14 protein-coding genes are annotated in these 18,215 nt (G+C 62.7%); 8 read left to right on the forward strand and 6 right to left on the reverse strand.

The window, feature by feature from the left end; genetic code table 11:
• The first annotated feature begins 129 nt into the window (after positions 1-129).
• Entirely contained in the window at positions 130-1,842 is a 1,713-nt protein-coding gene (locus tag FIV42_RS23650; protein ID WP_141200083.1) for a hypothetical protein, read from the forward strand.
• Between the two features lie 27 nt (positions 1,843-1,869).
• On the opposite strand, the gene FIV42_RS23655 is transcribed toward FIV42_RS23650, so the two are convergent.
• Positions 1,870-3,093: a hypothetical protein gene (locus FIV42_RS23655; protein WP_141200084.1), complete on the reverse strand. Its 1,224-nt coding sequence runs from the start codon at positions 3,091-3,093 to the stop codon at positions 1,870-1,872.
• Positions 3,094-3,244: 151 nt separating this feature from the next.
• On the opposite strand from FIV42_RS23655, the gene FIV42_RS23660 reads away from it, so the two are divergent.
• On the forward strand, positions 3,245-3,556 hold the full coding sequence (locus FIV42_RS23660; protein ID WP_168210895.1) for a thioredoxin family protein: 312 nt from the start codon (positions 3,245-3,247) through the stop codon (positions 3,554-3,556).
• On the opposite strand, the gene FIV42_RS31195 is transcribed toward FIV42_RS23660, so the two are convergent.
• A complete protein-coding gene (locus FIV42_RS31195) occupies positions 3,553-4,458 on the reverse strand; it encodes a LysR family transcriptional regulator (protein WP_141200086.1) in 906 nt (301 codons plus the stop codon). The two genes, FIV42_RS23660 and FIV42_RS31195, sit on opposite strands and share 4 nt — an antisense overlap.
• 156 nt (positions 4,459-4,614) lie before the next feature.
• Between FIV42_RS31195 and FIV42_RS23670 the strand changes: the two genes are divergently transcribed.
• A complete protein-coding gene (locus tag FIV42_RS23670) occupies positions 4,615-5,712 on the forward strand; it encodes a homogentisate 1,2-dioxygenase (RefSeq protein WP_141200087.1) in 1,098 nt (365 codons plus the stop codon).
• 115 nt (positions 5,713-5,827) lie between these two features.
• Positions 5,828-6,868: a 4-hydroxyphenylpyruvate dioxygenase gene (gene hppD, locus FIV42_RS23675; protein WP_141200088.1), complete on the forward strand. Its 1,041-nt coding sequence runs from the start codon at positions 5,828-5,830 to the stop codon at positions 6,866-6,868.
• A 139-nt stretch (positions 6,869-7,007) separates the two neighbouring features.
• On the opposite strand, the gene FIV42_RS23680 is transcribed toward hppD, so the two are convergent.
• Positions 7,008-9,341 (reverse strand): LemA family protein, encoded by a 2,334-nt coding sequence (locus FIV42_RS23680; protein ID WP_141200089.1) that lies wholly within the window; start codon positions 9,339-9,341, stop codon positions 7,008-7,010.
• Between the two features lie 57 nt (positions 9,342-9,398).
• Complete coding sequence (locus tag FIV42_RS23685; RefSeq protein ID WP_141200090.1) at positions 9,399-10,892, reverse strand: DegQ family serine endoprotease; 1,494 nt, start codon at positions 10,890-10,892, stop codon at positions 9,399-9,401.
• Positions 10,893-11,169: 277 nt separating this feature from the next.
• Between FIV42_RS23685 and FIV42_RS23690 the strand changes: the two genes are divergently transcribed.
• The gene (locus tag FIV42_RS23690; protein WP_141200091.1) at positions 11,170-11,580 is read left to right on the forward strand and encodes a hypothetical protein; all 411 of its coding nucleotides are present in this window, start codon (positions 11,170-11,172) and stop codon (positions 11,578-11,580) included.
• A gap of 249 nt (positions 11,581-11,829) precedes the next feature.
• Positions 11,830-12,837 carry a sigma-70 family RNA polymerase sigma factor gene (locus FIV42_RS23695; protein ID WP_141200092.1) on the forward strand — a complete coding sequence of 336 codons (1,008 nt, stop codon included), beginning with the start codon at positions 11,830-11,832 and terminating at the stop codon, positions 12,835-12,837.
• A 40-nt stretch (positions 12,838-12,877) separates the two neighbouring features.
• Here the strand turns inward: FIV42_RS23695 and FIV42_RS23700 are convergent, their stop codons facing one another.
• On the reverse strand, positions 12,878-14,392 hold the full coding sequence (locus FIV42_RS23700; protein ID WP_141200093.1) for an alpha,alpha-trehalose-phosphate synthase (UDP-forming): 1,515 nt from the start codon (positions 14,390-14,392) through the stop codon (positions 12,878-12,880).
• A 228-nt stretch (positions 14,393-14,620) separates the two neighbouring features.
• Entirely contained in the window at positions 14,621-14,953 is a 333-nt protein-coding gene (locus tag FIV42_RS23705; protein WP_141200094.1) for a hypothetical protein, read from the reverse strand.
• A 250-nt stretch (positions 14,954-15,203) separates the two neighbouring features.
• Here FIV42_RS23705 and FIV42_RS23710 point away from each other — a divergent pair, with 250 nt between their 5' ends.
• On the forward strand, positions 15,204-17,252 hold the full coding sequence (locus FIV42_RS23710) for a hypothetical protein (RefSeq protein WP_141200095.1): 2,049 nt from the start codon (positions 15,204-15,206) through the stop codon (positions 17,250-17,252).
• Between the two features lie 146 nt (positions 17,253-17,398).
• Positions 17,399-18,121, forward strand: a complete 723-nt coding sequence (locus FIV42_RS23715; protein WP_141200096.1) for an AgmX/PglI C-terminal domain-containing protein — start codon at positions 17,399-17,401, stop codon at positions 18,119-18,121.
• The last annotated feature ends 94 nt before the right edge of the window (positions 18,122-18,215 follow it).

Consider the following 18,215-nt stretch of genomic DNA (forward strand, 5'->3'; position numbering starts at 1 on the left):
CGAATTGTCCACCCCGTGTCTTCGGATGTCGTTGTCCGCTTCTTGTACATGGCTAGGTTGCTTCAATATGGGCTGTATTGCGGAGCGCTCACGCGCTCGAATGATTCTGACTTTTGTCAGGGGGGATTTATGCGACGCCTTTGCCTTGTGGCATCACTGGCCTCGTTTGTCTGCGCGCTGGCCGCTTGTGGTGACGTCGAGACGGCCAATCCTGCGCCATCAGCCGGAGCCAACCAGGCTCAAAACGGCACCTGTGTGACCATCGACCAAGACGTGCACATCGACTCGCCGGCCGACTTGACGCGATTCGCCCGGCTCGGATGCTTCGACATCAACGGTAGCTTGGCTGTACGGAGTCCGACTGTTCGGACGCTCGACGCTCTGTCGGGGCTACGCTCGGTCAGCTCGGCGGTGTCGATTTACGATAACCCGCGGCTGGAGTCGATCGACGGCCTGTCGTCGCTCGAGCAGGTGGGCCGCCACTTCGATATCGCCGGCAACCCGGCGCTGGAGGCCGTCAGGCTCGCGTCGTTGGAGAGTGTGGCTGGAAGCCTCAAGATCTACCGAAACGGCGGCGACTTCTCCTCCGAAGGGCCCGGGCTGCAGCTGATCGAGCTTTCGTCGTTGCGGAGCACCGGTGGGTTTCTCATCACCGGCAATCGGGGGCTGAGATCGATCCGTGTGCCGAACCTCGCCTCAGTGGACGGCTCCTTCAGGATCACGCGCCAAGAGGACATCACCCAGATCCGGTTGCCGAGCCTCGAGACCGTCGCAGCCCTATTCGAAATCTCCCACAGCTTCCGAGACCTGACGACGGTGGATGCGCCCGTGCTCCGTACAATTGGCGGCAGCCTGCTGGTCGAGCGCAACGCGGACCTGGAGAGGTTCAGCGCACCTGGGCTCGAATCGGTCGGCGGTGACTTCACCATCCAGTTCAACCGCAATCTCGCCGAGTGTGAGATGGAGGCTCTCGCAGCGAGCGTGGCTACGATCGGCGGCGAGGTCATCGTGTTGGAGAACGACTATTCGGCCGACTGCCCCGGCGACGGCTGTATCATCGACGGCGGCTTGGTCATCGATGATCGCCAAGATATTCAGGACTTCCAGGCGACCGGATGTACGACCATCGTCGGCGATGTCGTCGTGGAGGGCACCAGCCTGCAAGACTTCAGCGGCATGGAGAACTTGCGGGTCGTCGACGGAGAGTTCTTCATCCGGGAGAACAGGCGGCTGACGAGCCTTCGCGGCCTCCAGAATATGCGCATCGCCAAGCGGCTTTGGATCGAGGAAAATCCCAGGCTGGCCTCGCTCTCCGGCCTCGATTCCCTCGAGTTTACCCACTTTCTACAGATCCGGGACAACGCTTCGCTCGCCAGCCTCGCCGGGCTCGAGCTTCTCGAGAGTGCAGGGCGTCTGATCCTGGAGGGGAATCCGGCGCTGGTGAGCATCGAGGCGCTTTTGGAGTTGCGTGAGACTCATAAATTGGTCATCCGGGACAACCAGAGCCTGCCCGATGTCGATGGCCTCGATAATCTCAGGCAGGTGGTCGGCAACTTCGCCCTCGAGGAGGGTTTGTTGATCATCGAGAACAACCCCAACCTCATAAATATCGAGGGGTTCAACTCGCTGACAACTATCCGAGGCGGGATTCGGATCATCAACAACGACGCGCTCGAGCGGCTGACGGGGCTGTCGCCATTCAGAGGTTTGCTGTTCGAGTTGGTGATCGTCGACAACGACACCTTGCCCACCTGTGAGGCGTTGATACTCCAGAGTCTCATCGCCAGCGACTTCACCGACGTCGTCATCTCCGGCAATGACGACACCGGTGTGTGCCTGTAGCTCTTGTTGTTGGCGCGGGGCGAGCGCTTATTTGGAGGCGGTCGCCTCGGCCTTCCACGAGTCCTGCTCGGCCAGCGCGCGGGCGACGTTGTGGAAGCGGAAGGTGACTTTGTGGTCGATGTGGTAGCCGGCGCCGTCGCTCTCACCGCTGATAGTGTGGCGCACGAGCACGTCGTTGCCCACGTCGTACCAGACCGACCAGAAGCCTTCCTGGCCCTGCACGAGGTTCTTGACCTTGAGCAGGTTGCGGCGGTTGTCGAGGTCTTTGACGTGCTTGGCGTCGCCGGGGCTGCCGAGGTAGCGCTGCATGCGTTTGTCGACGGTCATGAAGTGCTTGTAGAACGCCTTGCCCAGTTTGTCGTGGTGGGCGCGGCGGGGGAATTTACCGCTCTTGGAGAAGTCGATCTCGACCTCGTAGAGGTGGCCGCCGTAGTACTTGTAGGTGATCTCGCACTTTTCGCCGGAGATGCGGCAATTCGACGTGCTCCACTGTGTGCGGCTGGCCGAGCGCGGCTTGGCCGACTTGGGCGGGTTGTACTTTTGGACCTTCAGGTTACCCGACGGCGTGAAGCTCGCCACGACCCACTTGTGGGTGCGCGACTTGAAGCGACGAATCAGCCGGATGCCGGCGTCGCGGAAGGCCTGGGCGGTCTGGAACTCGAAGTAGTGCGCCCAGTTGCCCGGGTTGACGTTGACCAGCCGATGCTCGGCGAGCCCGTCCATCGAGTACTGCACGGTGTAGCGGATGGTGCCGTTTTCGGGCTCCCAGCGAAAGCGCTCGCCCTGCAGGTCCCACTCGAGGGAGCGCTTGACGCGCAGCGCGTCGTCGCCCAACTCCTGCGAGTAGTCGGTGCGGGTGCGTCGGTCGACGAACGCGGGCTTACCGTGCTTTTTGTTGAGCGTGCGCACGATCCAATAGTTATTGTCGTACGAGACGACGTCGGAGATGGTGCCCACCCGCGGCTTGACGAGGTTCTCGGCGCGCTCGTAGCCCTGGGCGATGAGCTTGTCGTTGTGGAAGACGAAGAACTGGCGCCAACTCTCCGAGTGGAGGTTAACCTTGTGAGAATAGCGCTTGTACGAACCGAAGTGCTCGGTGTGAAGCGTGTCGAACTCGGCTTTGACGGTGGCGGGCTTGGCCGACCAGTCGAACTGCGAGGGGTCGAACTCGTCGGACTCGCCGGCAAACGCCGTCGATGCACCGAAGAAGACGCAGCAAAAAGCAGCGAGCAACACTTGGGTCGAGGACATCTTCACAGGTCTATTCTCCAGTAGCGCCATGGTGGCAGCATCATTTACCAGTTCACTCGCGTCTGACGAGGCTGCGTGCATTTTATTCAAAGATTGGTCAGAAAGTGAACTGCGTTCGCGGAAGCGTGGAGGCACGGAACAAGGAGATGTGATGGATTTTGATACGTTTCAGGAGTTGCGCGACGAGCACCGGCTGCTCGTTGTCTACGTCTCCGGGCCTTCGTGCTCGGTATGTGATGCGCTCGGGCCGAAGCTCGCTCAGGTGATGGACGAGCACGCGGCGTGGCGGTTCGTCAAGATCGACGCGGCCGAAGATCGCGAGGTGGCTGGGCAGATGCTCGTTCTGACCGTGCCCACGCTCGTCTTCTTCGTCGACGGGCGCGAGGCGGCGCGGCTGACGCGCAGCTTCGGGATGCAGGAGGTGCGCGGGTACTTGGAACGCTACGAAGACGCCGCTGGCTAGTTGCGCCATTCGCCGCTGGCGAATTCTTCGCGGACGCGCTCGGCGAAGAGTTTGCCGGCGCGCCCGAGCGGGCGGTCGGAGCGGTGCACGAGCATCGGGGTGAATTCGTAGCGCGAACCCGACACGTACGGCACCTCGACCAACGTTCCTGCGGCGAGTTCTTCGGCGCACATATACAACGGCAGCCAGCCGTAACCGAGCCCTCGCAAGAGGGCTTCTTTTTTGTTGTGGAACCCGCTCAGGTAGAAGGTGCGCGAGCCGCCGAACATATGTTCGTCTTGGCTGCCGCGGGCGCTCGAGTCTTGAATCGTGAGCTCGACGTGTTGTTGCAGCTCGGGGAGCTCGAGTTCCTCGCCCGCGGGAATCTGTCCCAGCGGGTGCTGGGCGCCGGCGACCAAGACGACGGTGACCTGGGCGAGCGGGTGGGCGGTGAGGTTTTCTTCGGGCTCGAAGTCCTTGACGACCATCATGTCGGCGCGGTCGCGCAAAAACCGGTATTGCACGCCACCCAGATACTCCATCTTGACCTGAATATGCGTGGGCACCTCCTCGTCGGCGAGCGTCTTGAGCACGCCCATGATGGGCGACATCGGCAAGATGCCGTCGATGATCACCTCGAGCCTGGCCTCCCAGCCGTGGGCGAGCTGCTGGGCGACGGTTTCCAGGCGGCGCGCCGAGGCGAGTAGGTGGCGGCCCTCCTCGAGCACGGTGCGGCCCGCCTCGGTGAGCTCGGCGCGGTGGCCCGAGCGATCGAACAGCTCGACGCCGAGGCGCTCTTCGAGTTTTCTGATGGCGTAGCTCACCGCCGACTGGGCCTTGTGCAGGCGCTCGGCGGCGGCGGCGAAGGAGCCTGCTTCAATAACGGCGTCGAGTGCTTCGAGGGCGTCGAGGTCGAGTTTCATAGAGGCACGGAGGTCACGGGGGGCATGGCGGCATGGAAACGCAGAGGCCACGGTCTTCATCGGTAAATTGGATGAAGATGTACGATAATTTATAGTTTATTGCGATGGTATGCGTCCATACACTCCTTGTCACCAAACATGACTCAAGGAGGCAACATGTACTTCAAGAAGGGACGCTTCAGCCGCCAAGCCCACGTGGATTTGCCCGAGGGTACCGTCGAAGAGGAGTATGCGCGCGAGGGATTCTTCGGGCGCACGAGTCACCTGTACCGCACCGAGGCACCGGTCGGTTGGGTCGACATCGAGGGTGATCTTCGCCCGCACGCGTTCGAGACGGAGCGGCTCCCCGGCCTCGGCGTCGCCGATTACGTCGAGGGGCGCGTTCCCTTTTTGCAAAACGCCGACTGCGAGTTGTCGATGGCTCATATCAGCGAGCCGATGGACTACGACTTCCGCAACGCCGACGGCGACGAGACGCTCTTCGTGCACGTCGGCGAGGGCCGCATCGACACCGATTTTGGGCCGCTGGAGTACGAGGCGGGCGACTATCTGGTGATTCCGCGCGGGACGGCCTACCGGCTGATTCCGTCCGAAAAGACCGCGCTGTACGTCATCGAGACGACCGGCGCCATCGGCATCCCCGAGCGCGGCATTATCGGCAACCACGCGTTGTTCGATCCGGGCGTGATCAACGTGCCGGAGCCCGCGCCGCGAAACCTCGAGGGCGACCGCTTCCGGCTCAAGATCAAGCGCGGCGGCAAGATCACCACCGTGACCTACCCGCACGACCCGTTCAACGTGGTGGGCTGGAAGGGCGATCTGACCGTCTGGCAGCTCAATATTCGCGACATCCGTCCGATTTTGAGCGAGAAGTACCACCTGCCACCCACCGCGCACGTGACGTTTACCGCGCCCAATGTTGTCATTTGCACCTTTTTGCCGCGTGGGCTAGAGACCGGAGACCCGGGTGCGTTGCGCGTGCCTTTTTACCACGCGAATATCGACTACGACGAAGTCCTCTTTTACCATGACGGCGACTTTTTCAGCCGCGAGGGCATCGACGCCGGCATGGTGACGTTCCACCCGCAGGGCTTGCCCCACGGGCCGCACCCGAAGGCCATCGAGGCCGCAAAGACCAAGGAGCGCACCGACGAGGTTGCCGTCATGGTCGATACGCGCAACCCGCTCGAGATGACCGCCAAGGCCCTCGAGGTGGAGCGCAAGGACTACTGGAAGAGTTGGATGACCGAATAATTCGCGGAGCGGGGGCTTGCCCCCAGCGGCGCTCGCCCCATTGTCTGGGGCGCCCGCGCAGCCCCAAGGCTCGCCTTGGGGTCAACCGTTTCAATCAACCTTGAGGAGATCAGCAATGAGCAATAACCCGCTTGGACTTCGTGGCATCGAGTTTGTCGAGTACACCACGCCCGACCCGGAGGCGATGGGCGAGCTTTTCCGCGCCATCGGCTTCTCGCTCGAGAAGACCCACCGCGACCTGGATGTCGACTACTACCGTCAGAACGGCATCCACTTCATGATCAACAAGGAAGACGAGGGCTTCGCTGCGGATTTCCGTGAGGCCCACGGTCCGTCGATCTGCTCGATGGGCATGCGCGTCGACGACGCCGCCAAGGCCTTCGACGAGGCCGTCGAGCGCGGCGCCAAGCCCGCCGAGGGCGACGCCAACGCCGACTTCGACTTCCCGGCGATCTACGGCATCGGCGACAGCCTCGTCTACTTTATCGACAAGTGGGGCGAGGACGGCAACATCTTCGACGACCTGTTCGTCGAGCACCCGGAGCCGCAGACGGTCGAGTCGAAGGGCTTCTATCGCATCGACCACCTGACCAACAACGTCTACAAGGGCAAGCGCGACGAGTGGGCGAGCTTCTACAAGGACATCTTCGGCTTCGAAGAGATCCGCTACTTCGACATCAAGGGCAAGAAGACCGGCCTGACCTCGTACGCGCTCAAGTCGCCGTGCGGAACCTTCTGCCTGCCCATCAACGAGGGCAACGAAGAGAAGTCGCAGATCGAAGAGTACCTGCGTGAGTACAACGGCGAGGGCATCCAGCACATCGCCCTGATGAGCGACGATCTGCTCGCCTCGCTCGACCAGATGGAGGGCGGCCCGGTCCAGACCCTCGACATCGCCGACGAGTACTACGAGACGGTCTACGACCGCGTGCCCAACGTCACCGAGGACCGCGATCGCATCAAGCACCACAACGTGCTGGTCGACGGCGACGAAGAGGGCTACCTGCTCCAGATCTTCACCAAGAACGTCATCGGCCCGATCTTCTTCGAGCTGATCCAGCGCAAGGAGCACGATTCCTTCGGTGAAGGCAACTTCCAGGCGCTGTTCGAGTCCATCGAGCGCGACCAAGAGCGCCGAGGCGTCTTCGACGACTAAGGCAGCGAAAGAGTAAAAGAGTGAAGAAGTAAAAGAGTAAAAGAGTGAAGAAGTAAAAGAGCAACGGCCGGTGGTGCCGTTGCTCTTTTGCTTTCTTGCTCCTTCACTCTTTCGCTCTTTCGCTCCTTCGCACTTTCGCTCAGTTAGCCAGCTTGTTGGCCATCTGGGGCGCCTCGCGCTCCGTACCAAATGTGCGGAAGTGCGAGGCCCTCTTGAATCCGAACATCTTTGCTATCACAACCTCGGGGAACTTCTGCTGGCGGGTGTTGAACCGCTCGACGGCATCGTTGTAGCCATCGCGCATCAGCGCGATTTCGTTCTCGACGTCGGTCAGCGAGGTCATAAGCCGGTCGACCATCTCTTGGCCTTTGAGCTCGGGATACGCTTCGATGGTGGCGAGGACCTGGCTGCGCACGTGCTGCTCGGCGGCGAGGGCGCCGTCGTCGGGGCTCGCCTCTTTGATCCCCTCGCGCGTGGCACGTGCCTGGGCGAGCGCCTCTTGGAGCTCGCTTTCGTGGGCGAGGTAGCCTTTGACGGTGTTGGTCAGCGCGGTGATCAGGTCGAAGCGTTTTTTGAGGGCGACGTCGATATTCGACCAGTTTCGGTGGACTCGCTCGCGCAAGAAAATCAGGTCGTTGTAGTACAAGAAGAAGAGCGTCACGAAGAGGTAGGCGCACGCAAAGCCGGCCGCGCTGGTGTAGAGCATCGGCCCGAACGAGCCGAGCGTGCCGGTCAGGCCCAGCGCCGCCAAGATGGTGGCGAGCAGGCCGACGTTGAGCAGGTAGAAGGCGCTTCTGGCCTCCTTATACATGACCGTCTTCTCGGGGTACGAGCTCACGATAAAGGGCAGTTCGCCGTGGCCGTCGGCGATCTGGAGTCGGTCGTGGGTCTGCGGGTCGATCTCGGCCGAGCCGAGCACATAGAGATCTTCGCCCGGGCTAATGCGGTACTCGATATGCTTTCGGTTCCCCGAGCGGCTGGTGCGAACCTCCTCGGGGATGAATCGGGCGCCCACGCGGTCGACATACATGCGTCCCGTGGCGTCGCGGCAGAAGAACGAAACGCTTCGCTCTTCGTCTTTGACGGTGGTCCACCCGTCGTCGTCGGAGTCTTTGCGTTTGATGATATGCCGGTAGTAGACGCACTCACGGTTCGAGATGGGCGCGCGAAGCGTGGGCTCGCCGTTCGCCAGTTCGGCGGTGCCTTTGATCTCGGCGAGTCCGTAGGCCACGCCTTCGATGGGGGAGGTGGGCACGTTTTCGATGGTGCGCTTGGTGGAGACCTTTTTGATGCCTTGCCAGGTGGCGAATAGGGAGCCGAGCGCGCCGAGTGCCAAACCGATCAACGCCGGAATGAGCCCCACGCGTGTCGGCTCGTGACCTTCCTCGAGGGCGGCGAGTTTCTGCTGGTCTCCCTCGGACAGTGGTAACGCCTCGAGGTGCGAGACACCCCAGAGCGGGCCGAGGAGAGACTCGGGAAAGCGGTCGAGGTTCTCGTTGGTACGCTCGACCGACTGGGCCAGGGCGAGGCGCACGCGCGCCAATCGCGCCCGCTCCTTGGGGCCGAGCGGGCGGTACTTGGCGTCGGCGAACGAGCCGAGGTCGGCCCATTTGCCGCTCCAGGCAATGTCGTTCTCGGCGAGGGTGCGTTCGATGACCCCTTTGCCTTCCTCCAGCAAGCGTTGCGCCCGGGTGTTGGCGTCCTCCACGTCGGCCTTCATCATCGACACGCCCTGAAATAGCAGCACGATCACCATGACCGAGGCGACGCTGAGCAGGTAGACCGCCGAGTGGTGGACGCGGAAGACTCCCAGCAGAAAGACCATCGCAAACGATAGCCCGGCGAGCCCGCCGAGTAGGCCGAGCGCGCTCCAGAGCGCCATCTCCTGGCGCTCTCCCTTCTCGGAGTTTTCCGAGACGATGGGCACGAAGCTTCCCTCGGCGTCGAAGCGAACCGAGTAGCCCGCCGCCTCGCGGGTGGCGTAGCCGAACACGAAGACCTTGGAACCCGGCTCGAGAAGGTACTCGGTGTAGCGCATGTCTCCCGCGACGCGCTGCGAGTCTTGGCGCACGTCCATCTCGACCGGGCCACCGGGCTGAATCAACACTTCGCCGGATTGGTCTTTGAGCAGAAAGTCGACCGAGCGACTCACGTCTTTGACGGTCGCCCAGTACGAGTCGCCATCGGAGTCGGTGCGCTCCTCTTCGACGACGTAGCGGTAATAGACCGCGCGGGTGCGGGTGTCGGGCGACTCGAGCAATTCGCCGGCGGGACGCACTTGGCCCGACAGGTTGACCTCGCCGGAGATGACCGCCGAGACAGGGGTGGGCGGCACGCGCTCGAGTTGGCGCATGTGGTGGATCTTCGAGAAGCTCCAACTGCTCGCCCAGAGCCCCACGCCGGTCAGGACCAGCGCGATCACCAGAAAGAGGACCCGTTGGAGCCCGTCGCTCAATAAACTCTTGCCGTCCATAAATCCGTCCGTTGGCAGTTCAGGTGGGACGGATTGTAATGGGCGAAGACGACAGCCTCAACCGGGCTTGTCGGCGGCCAAAAAGAGGGTGCTTCCGTCGCGGTACACCAAGAACAAAACTCGTGCGTCGCTCTTGTCGTAGGCCTTGGAGAAGGCGTCGACCGAATCGACACGTTCGCGATTGACCTCGAGGACGACGTCGCCGGGGCGAAGGCCCATCTGGGCGGCGGGACTGCCGGGCGTGAGATTGGTGACGATCACGCCGCGATCGAGTCGTCCGGGGATATTGAATCGTTGGCGAAGCTCTGGGTTGATGGGAGCGAGTGACAGCCCGTCGAGTTGGCTTTGGGGTCCCAGCGAAGGCGGGCCGGCGGCCTCGGAGGGCAACTCACCCAGCTCGACCTCGATGGTCTGCTGGTCGCCATCTCGCAGCACACCCATCTCGACGGTGGTGCCAGGCGCGGTCAACGCCACGCGATTGCGCAGGTTGCTCGCCGAATCGATCGACTTGCCATCCAGTGAGACGATGACGTCGCCGCGGCGCAGGCCAGCCTCGGCGGCGGGGCTGTTGGGCTCGACATCCGAGACGATCACCCCGTCGGTATTCTTTGGCAGGTCGAAGGCTCGGGCCAAGTCGTCGGTGACCGTTTGGATCATCACGCCCAACCAGCCGCGGGTCACCTTACCGTGCTCGATCAGGCTCTCCATGACGGCGCGTGCCATACGCGACGGAATGGCAAAGCCGATGCCCTGGTAGCCACCGCTTCGCGACAAAATGGCGGTGTTGATGCCCACAATCTCGCCGGACATGTTGACGAGCGGCCCGCCGGAGTTGCCCGGGTTGATGGCCGCGTCCGTCTGGATGAAGTCCTCGTAATCAGTGATGCCGACGTTTTGGCGTCCCTTGGCAGAGACGATGCCCATGGTGACCGTGCTCGCCAAACCGAACGGGTTGCCAATGGCCACGACCGGCTCGCCGAGGCGCACGCCCTCGGTGTCGGCGAAGGGGAGGGGGCGAAGGTCCTCGGGCGGATCTTGGAGTTGGAGCACTGCGAGGTCACTCTTGGGGTCGGTGCCCACAACTTCGGCAGTAAATTCGCCGCGCTCGTTGAGGCTGACCAAGATCTCGTCAGCCCCTTCGACCACGTGATAGTTGGTCAGAATATAGCCCTCGTTGGAGACGACCACACCCGAGCCCATGCCTTCTCGAATGCCGCGGTCAGGACCACCAGGGGCGCCCGGATCGAACGGAAACGGAAAGTCGTCGCCGAAGGGGCTGGCTCCTCGTCGAGTATCGACTTTCATCTTCGTCGAGATGCCGACCACGCTTGGCAGGGTCTGGTCGACCACATCGGGCAGATTGCGCAGGATCGCGACTTGGCTGTCGACGCGTGCAGCGTGCTCTGAGCTAGTTGCCTGGTCTGGCTTGTTGGCCGTCTGTGGCTTCTGGGCGTCTTCTCTCCCTTCGCAACCAGCCAAAAAGGAGAGAGCGGCCAAGACGATGAACAGCGTGGCGAGGTGACGTGGTCGTGCAACGGCGCGTGAAATCATGTCGGCTCGTCGTGCAAAGAGGGGCTTGGTAGACCGCCGGTGCGCAAGTGGTTCTCCTCTCGGTTAACCGCTCCGGCGCCGAAATGTGGGCATCAAATGCGCATCGTCAAGGGCAACTGTGGTGAGCACGGTGGTGCGCGCAATTTTTGCGCGGGGTGAGGCGCCTGCGAAAGAACTGCGGGGGGCAGGCTGTCGCTTTGTTGCGCCAAAGCGACTTCGTCTGATCGCGGGTGTGTGTATATTGTAGCTGCGAGTTCCAATGAGCCGAAACCCAGGTTTGACCATGTTGACTTTCGACACACCAACCACGCTCTCCGAGATTCAGAAGGAGCGGTGGCAGCGCGGTGGACAGACCATTTCCAACCTCCTCGCCGGTGAGGTGCTCAACGAGGCGACCATGCACGCCTGTGACGAGCAGGACCAGTGGTGGGAGTTGGTCGTCAGCGGCGACAACGGCAGCGCGACCATCGGTGGGCCCCGCCAGGTGAGTTTCGACGAGCCCCCGGCCGATTGTTGGCGTTTGGAAGTGGTGTTGGAGGCTCCGGTCGATTTCGGCACCTTCGTCCAATTGGCCCTGCGCTTTCCCGACGCGACGATTTACCTTCCCGAGGTCGCTCTTCACAAAGGCGAATGCCGGTCGATTCAACAGCAGGCCGACCTCGATCTCGTGACCATCTTCGAGATCTAGATCCCGCCTCGACGACCTGCCTCCAGCCAAGATTTGCCACCTTTGTGTTCCCTTGGCACAACAGTTGCTCCCTCTCCCACTGTAACCATTTGTGTAGGCGCTCGAAGTCTCCACTGAAATCGCCAGTTTTGTGGCTTGTGCGATTTCGTGTTTAGCTTGTTTGTAATCAGATTTATCGGCGTCAAGAAGAAGCATCGGGTCGGGGACTCCCGGTGCCTCACACGTTCAACCAGGGTCAGGGGAACACCAATGAACACGCAGCTGGCTAGTGGCAAAGTGTATCGTGACGACGTAAAGAAATCGGACAATTCCACCAAAAAACGCGCCACCGACGATCTGGTCGAGCGCGGAGAATGGTCCTTTGCGATTCCGTCCGACGGCATCGAGTTGTCCAAGGACATGAGCGCGCTCGATAGCTACTTTGCGCGGCTCAATTATGTCGAGCCACTGCCTGCCGAGGAGCAGCAAGAGTTGGCCGAGCGCTATATCGAGGAAGACGACGTCGAGGCTGCCAAGCTGTTGGTGCTCACCAACCTGCGCTTGGTGGTCAAGCTCGCCATGGAGTATCGCCGCCACGGCATGAACCTGCTCGAACTCATCCAGGAGGGCAATGTGGGGCTGGCCGAGGCGGTCAAGCGCTACGACCCGTACCGCGGCGTCAAGTTCATCAGCTACGCGCAGTATTGGATTCGCGCGATGATCTTCAACCACATGATGAACCACATCCACCCGGTCAAGATTTGCGGGACGCGCGCGGGCCGAAAGCTGTTCTTCAACCTGAACAAGGCCAAGCGGGCCATCAAGGCCAAGGGCTTGGAGCCGACCAATGAGCGTGTGGCCGAGTATCTGGACATCGACACACAAGACGTCGAGCTCATCGGGATGAATATGGAGAGCGCACCGGTGTCGCTCGACATGCCGCTGAGCGACGGGAGCGCGACCACGGTCAGCGACATGATGGAGACCGAGGAGCCGAACCCGGAGGATTATACCGCTCAATACCAGTTCCGGGCGCGGCTGCGCGAGGCGATCGACAAATTCGGAGAGAGTCTGGACGACGACCGGCGCCGCTCCATCTGGTACGAGCGCACACTGAGCGACGACCCGAACTCGCTGCGCGAGCTCGGCGAAGTGTGGGACGTCTCCAAAGAGCGCATCCGCCAGATCGAGGTCGAGATGCGCGACGAGTTCAAACTCTTCTTCACCAAGTTCATGGGCGGCGAAGCCGAGGTCTTCTCGAACTACGCAATGGCCTGAGCCTCGCTCCCAGACCTAGCGGGCGGCTGTGGCCGCGTCGTCAAAACGCGCGAAGCGGCAGCGCTTCGGCCGACGGCGTGCGCCACAGCGGCTCGGCAACGCTGCGCTTGTCGAGTGGCTGCTCCATGCGATCGACAAAGCGCTCGGCCCACCAGTACACGTCCGTTTCTCGGACCACCTCGCGCAACATCGCCATACGCGACGCACGCTCGTCGGCGCCCATCTCGACCGCTCGGCGAATCGTCTCGGCGGTGGCTTCGGTGTCGTAGGGGTTGGTCAGAAGCGCGCCGTCGGCGAGTTGTCCCGCCGCGCCGGCAAACTCACTCAACACCAGCACGCCGTTCGCGTCGACCTGCGAAGCGACGTACTCCTTGGCGACCAGGTTCATGCCGTCGCGAAGAGGCGTGACCAGTGCGGCGCGCGCTTGGCGGTACATCGCGCCCAGCTCGACGCGGTCGACCCGGCCGTAGCGGTAGCGGATCGGCGACCACTTGCGCGTGCTGAACCGCCCGCAGATGCGTCCGACGGTGCGCTCGAGCTCGTCCTTGAGCGAGGCATACGCCCCCACCTTCTCACGGCTGGGGACCACCAGTTGATACAACACGACCCGCTCGCGCAGCGACGGGTAGCGTTCGAGCGCCACCTCCAGGGCCTCGAGCCGGTGGATGAGCCCCTTCGTGTAGTCGAGGCGATCCACGCCCAGCAGGATATCGTAGGGGCCGAGCTCGCGTTGCAGCGCCTCGGCTCGTGCGGCCACCTCGGGGCGGCTGGCTCGCTCGGAGAAGTCGTCGAAGTCGGTGCCGATGGGAAATGCCTCGGCCCGAAGCCGGCGGTGGCCCACGTCGAGGACCGCGCTGGTACGACCGCGTTCGATCTCGCAATGCGGCATACAATGAGCCACACAGCCCAAGAAGTTGTGCAGGTCTTGGGGCGTTTGGAAGCCCACGAGGTCGTAGGCCAAGAGCGCATCGACGATCTGATGCATCCAGGGCATCCGGCGGCATAGATCGACGGCGGGAAACGGAATGTGCAGGAAGAAGCCGAGCCGCTCCAGGTCCATCTTGGCGGTGCGCAGCATCTTGCCCACGTGAATCAGGTGGTAGTCGTGGATCCACACGTGGGAGCCGACCTCTTTGGAGCGGGCCAGGCGAAGCGCGAACCTGCGGTTGACGTCCAGGTAGCGCTTCCAGAACTCCGGGCGAAACTCGCACAGGCGGCTAAAACCGTGGAACAGCGGCCAGAGCACCGAGTTGGCGAAGCCGGCGTAGTAGGCGTCGATATCCGCTTGAGAGAGGTTCACCGGCTCGAGACTGTAGCCGCTTTGCTGAGCAAACGCCTCCAAGGGCGCGGTCCAGTCGTCTCCGTCGACCGAGCAGCCGGGCCAGCCGACCCAGGTGCCGCCGCGGTCACGCAGAATGGGGCTCATCGCGCCGACGAGGCCTCCGCTGGAGGGCCGCACCGCGAGGCCCTCGCGATTTCGGTGAAGTTCGACGGGAAGGCGATTCGATACGACGGTCAACGGCTGGGCGTCGACCGCATTGGAAGTGCACGGCATCCGCGTCCTCACGTGATTCTTCAGGTTCCGATGAACGGGCTCGATTGAACGATCCGTGCAGGGAGAGGAGGCTGCGGAGGGGCGTACAGCGTTTCAACGATGGACTATCGGTTGACCGCCACTGGTGATGCGTTACCCCAATTCCGACTGCACAAAACTAGTCGCGGTCGAATCTAGGCAGGAAATGCACGGCGGCCAGAAAATAATGCCGGGCGAGACGGGGCGTACTCAGTCGCGTTTCGACTCGGCGAAATCGAGCGCCACCTTGTGGAGCTCGCGAAAGCCTTCGTCGTAGGCGCCTGTGTCGAGACTCTCGAGCACCGCGACCGACTGGGGCGTGGCCTTGATGGCGAGCAGGACGAGGACCTTCTCGTGCTGGCCGGGCATCTCGGGGGCCGCGTCGAGCAGCTCTTCGAGCTGGGCGACTGTGTAGTGGTCGGCGACTTCCCACAGGCCTCGAGCCAGCCATTTGAAGCGCTCCCACTCGCGAATCGTCACGATGTCCTGCTCGAAGTGCAGGTCGGCGGTGTGTTCACTGAAACATTTGGGTGTAGCCGACATCGTCTTTCCTTCGTCTCGTTATTCGTCCCGGTCGGTTGGCGGTTGTCGCTTCATACACACTGCATAACCTGTGCCAGCTTCATTTCTATTTCCTACAAAATTTCGTTGGTGGTGCTGTTGAGCCTCGCCAACCGATGCTGCTATCGTGGGGCCACTCACTGAGAATTTCGAAAATATGTGGCCAAGGACGTCTCCGATGGAGCATCACGCGATTGGTTTGGTTCTAAGCGAGCGGCGCACGCGTCGCTGGATGGTAGCCCTTTTGGCCGCGCTCGTGCTCGCAGCGTCAGGTTGCGGGGACGACGGCGGCGGCCAAGACCGCGACACTGGTGTCACACCTTCGGAGGATGCAGGCTCCGATGTGGGAGCGGACGCAGGCGATACAAGCGACTCCGGCGACGATGCGGACGCAGGCACCGTGAGCTATCCGCTCAGCGAGTGTGACCCGCTCGTCGAGCAACAATGCGCGATGCCCTGGCCGTCGAACCTGTACATGGCTCCCGACGATACCCGTGCGACCGGCTACACGCTGACCTTCGGCGAGACCTCGCTGCCGGCCAACCGCAACGGCTCCCATATCGACCCCGAGCCCTACGCTCGCATGGACGGATATGGCCTGGGCGTGCCCATCATGGCCGTCTTCCCCGATGTCGACGTCTCGGGCATGGCCGGGCGCTATTCGGTCGAGGAGTCGGTGGCGGCCGACGCGCCGGTCGTGCTTCTGCGGGTCTCCGAGGACGGCAACCACGAGCGCGTGCCGTACTGGGCCGAGCTCGACGTGCACGCCGAGTCGGCCGACGACCAGACGCTCTTCGTGCGCCCGGCCGTCATCCTCGAAGAGAACGCCCGTTACGTGGTCGCCTTTCGCGACCTGAAGACCACCGCCGGCGCCGATATCGCGCCGTCCGAGGCGTTCCAGAAGCTTCTCGACGGTGATACCGGCGATGACGCCGCGCTCGCCGCCCGCCAGGCGCGCTTCGACGAGGTGTTCACCATTCTGGAGGAGGCCGGTGTGCAGCGCGACTCGCTGACGCTCGCCTGGGATTTCCGCACGGCGAGCAGCGACGCCATGCACGGGCGCATGCTCCAGATGCGCGACGAGGCGCTCGCCGCGATGCCCGACGGGCCCGAGTTCACGATCAACGAGGTGCGCGAGTACGTCGCCCAGGACGACGGCAGCGGCAAGCCGGTCGACGACGAGATCTTTTTGGAGCTCGAGGGGACCATCGAGGTGCCCCACTACATGAGGAAACTCGGCAACGGCTACGTCTTCAACCTCGACGACGAGGGCAACCTCGTCCAAAACGGCACGCGCGACGCCGACGTGCTCATCCGCGTGCCGCACTCGGCCGTCGACGAGCCCGCCGGCCTGCTCACCTACGGCCACGGCCTGTTGGGGAGCCGCGAGGAGATCTACGCCGGCCACCTGAGCCAGATCGCCAACGATTACAACTATATTCTGGTGGCCGTCGACCTGGTGGGCATGTCGTATCGCGACCAGGAAGCCGCGCTCACCTCGGTGCTCGACCTGAGCAACTTCACCAAGCTCGCAGACCGTCTGCACCAGGGCATGCTCGAGTATATCCTGGTTACGCGCGCCGCCGGGACGCGCCTGCCCGGGCTCGAGGAGATCACCTCGCGCAATATCCAGGTCTACACCGACGAGCAGTACTATATGGGCGGCTCGCAGGGCGGCATTTTCGGCCAGACGTTCATGGCGCTCACGCCCGATATCGAGCGCGGCTACCTTGCGGTGCCCGGCAACAACTACTCGACGCTCTTGTACCGCTCGACGGGCTTCGACCCGTTCCACAGCAACATGAAGAACACGTACGGGAGCGCGCTCGACCGGGCGGTGGGCATCGCGTTGATGCAGCTTTTGTGGGCGGGGACGGAACCGGTGAGCTACGTGCGCCGCATCGAGGACGAGCCGTTCGACGGCACGCCCACGCACGTGTTGATGACGGTGGCCAAAGGGGACTACCAGGTCGCGGTCGTCACCAACGAGCATATCGCTCGCACCGATATCGGCATCCCGATCTTGGAGAATTACGACGCCGACCGCACGCCCTGGAACCTCAACGAGGTCTCGTACCCGCACACCGGCTCGGGCATCATTCTGTACGACTTCGGCAACCCGTGGCCGGACGACGGCAACGCGATCTCGGACGATGGGGTGGGCGACCCGCACAGCAAGCTTTCGGGCGTGCCCGCGGCGGGCGAGCAGCTAAACCACTTCCTGCGCACCGGCGAGATTATCGACGTGTGCGAAGGTGCACCGTGTCAATTCGACCCTTGAACTTCAATTGGGCGAGGGCTTTTCAAAAGGGCATCGGAACTGGTGAGCGCTGCATCGGGGCCTCCCGAGGTGGACGTGGCTTGCGCGACTGCTGATATTTCAAACATAATCGCGAAGCGAAACCATTCCGATGCACCAGGTCAACATTGAAGCAACATCTGTACGTCAAGCTGACGTTGATCACGGCCCTCGCCGCGGCCACCACCGCCTGCACGGCCACCAATCAGTCACTCCAAGAGGACACCGGACCGCCTCCGCGCAAAGAGACGATCACGGCCGTGCACAGCGACACGCGCCCCGAGCTTCGCGACTGCTTTGAAACCAGCGCAGCCGACGGCGTGACCGAGGTCGAGGTCGAGCTGCAACTTCCTCGCTCGGGCACCCCGGCGTCCATTCGCTTGCTCGACCCCGAAACGCTCTCGCCCGAGCTGCGCACCTGCCTCGAGACGGCGTTCGCCGACCTCGAGTACGGCGAAGGCCGCAGCGGCTCGACCTACTACCAGGTGCTCACCTGGGACAGCCAATCTCAAAAGATTCGCTTCGAGGATCCGGTCGACGCCTACCACCGTTGGGGGCTGACGGGCGACGAGATCGAGTCGGTCTTCGAGGTCCACGAGACGCGCGTCGACCAATGCTACAAGGTCGCCGACAACGACCCCGAAGGCCGCGTCGTGCTCACCGTGGCGATCGACAGCGACGGCAGGGTCTCACGCGCCGGCATCAAAAGCTCGACGCTCGGCGCACCGAGCGTCGAAGATTGCCTAGTCGACTTTGCGCTCGAGTCGGAGTTTCCGCCGCCCAGAGGGGGCGGGGTGGTGGTCTTCGATCTGGCGTTTCGCTTTCGAGCGGGCGAGGGCTGGGTTCGCTAGACCTTCATTGCTCGAAAAGGCGGGGTTAACCGCAAAGGGCGCGAAGTACGCAAAGGACGGCAAGGAGGCTAAGCCTTGCTTCCTTCGGCGTCCT

Source organism: Persicimonas caeni (assembly GCF_006517175.1).
GTDB classification, from domain to species: domain Bacteria; phylum Myxococcota_A; class Bradymonadia; order Bradymonadales; family Bradymonadaceae; genus Persicimonas; species Persicimonas caeni.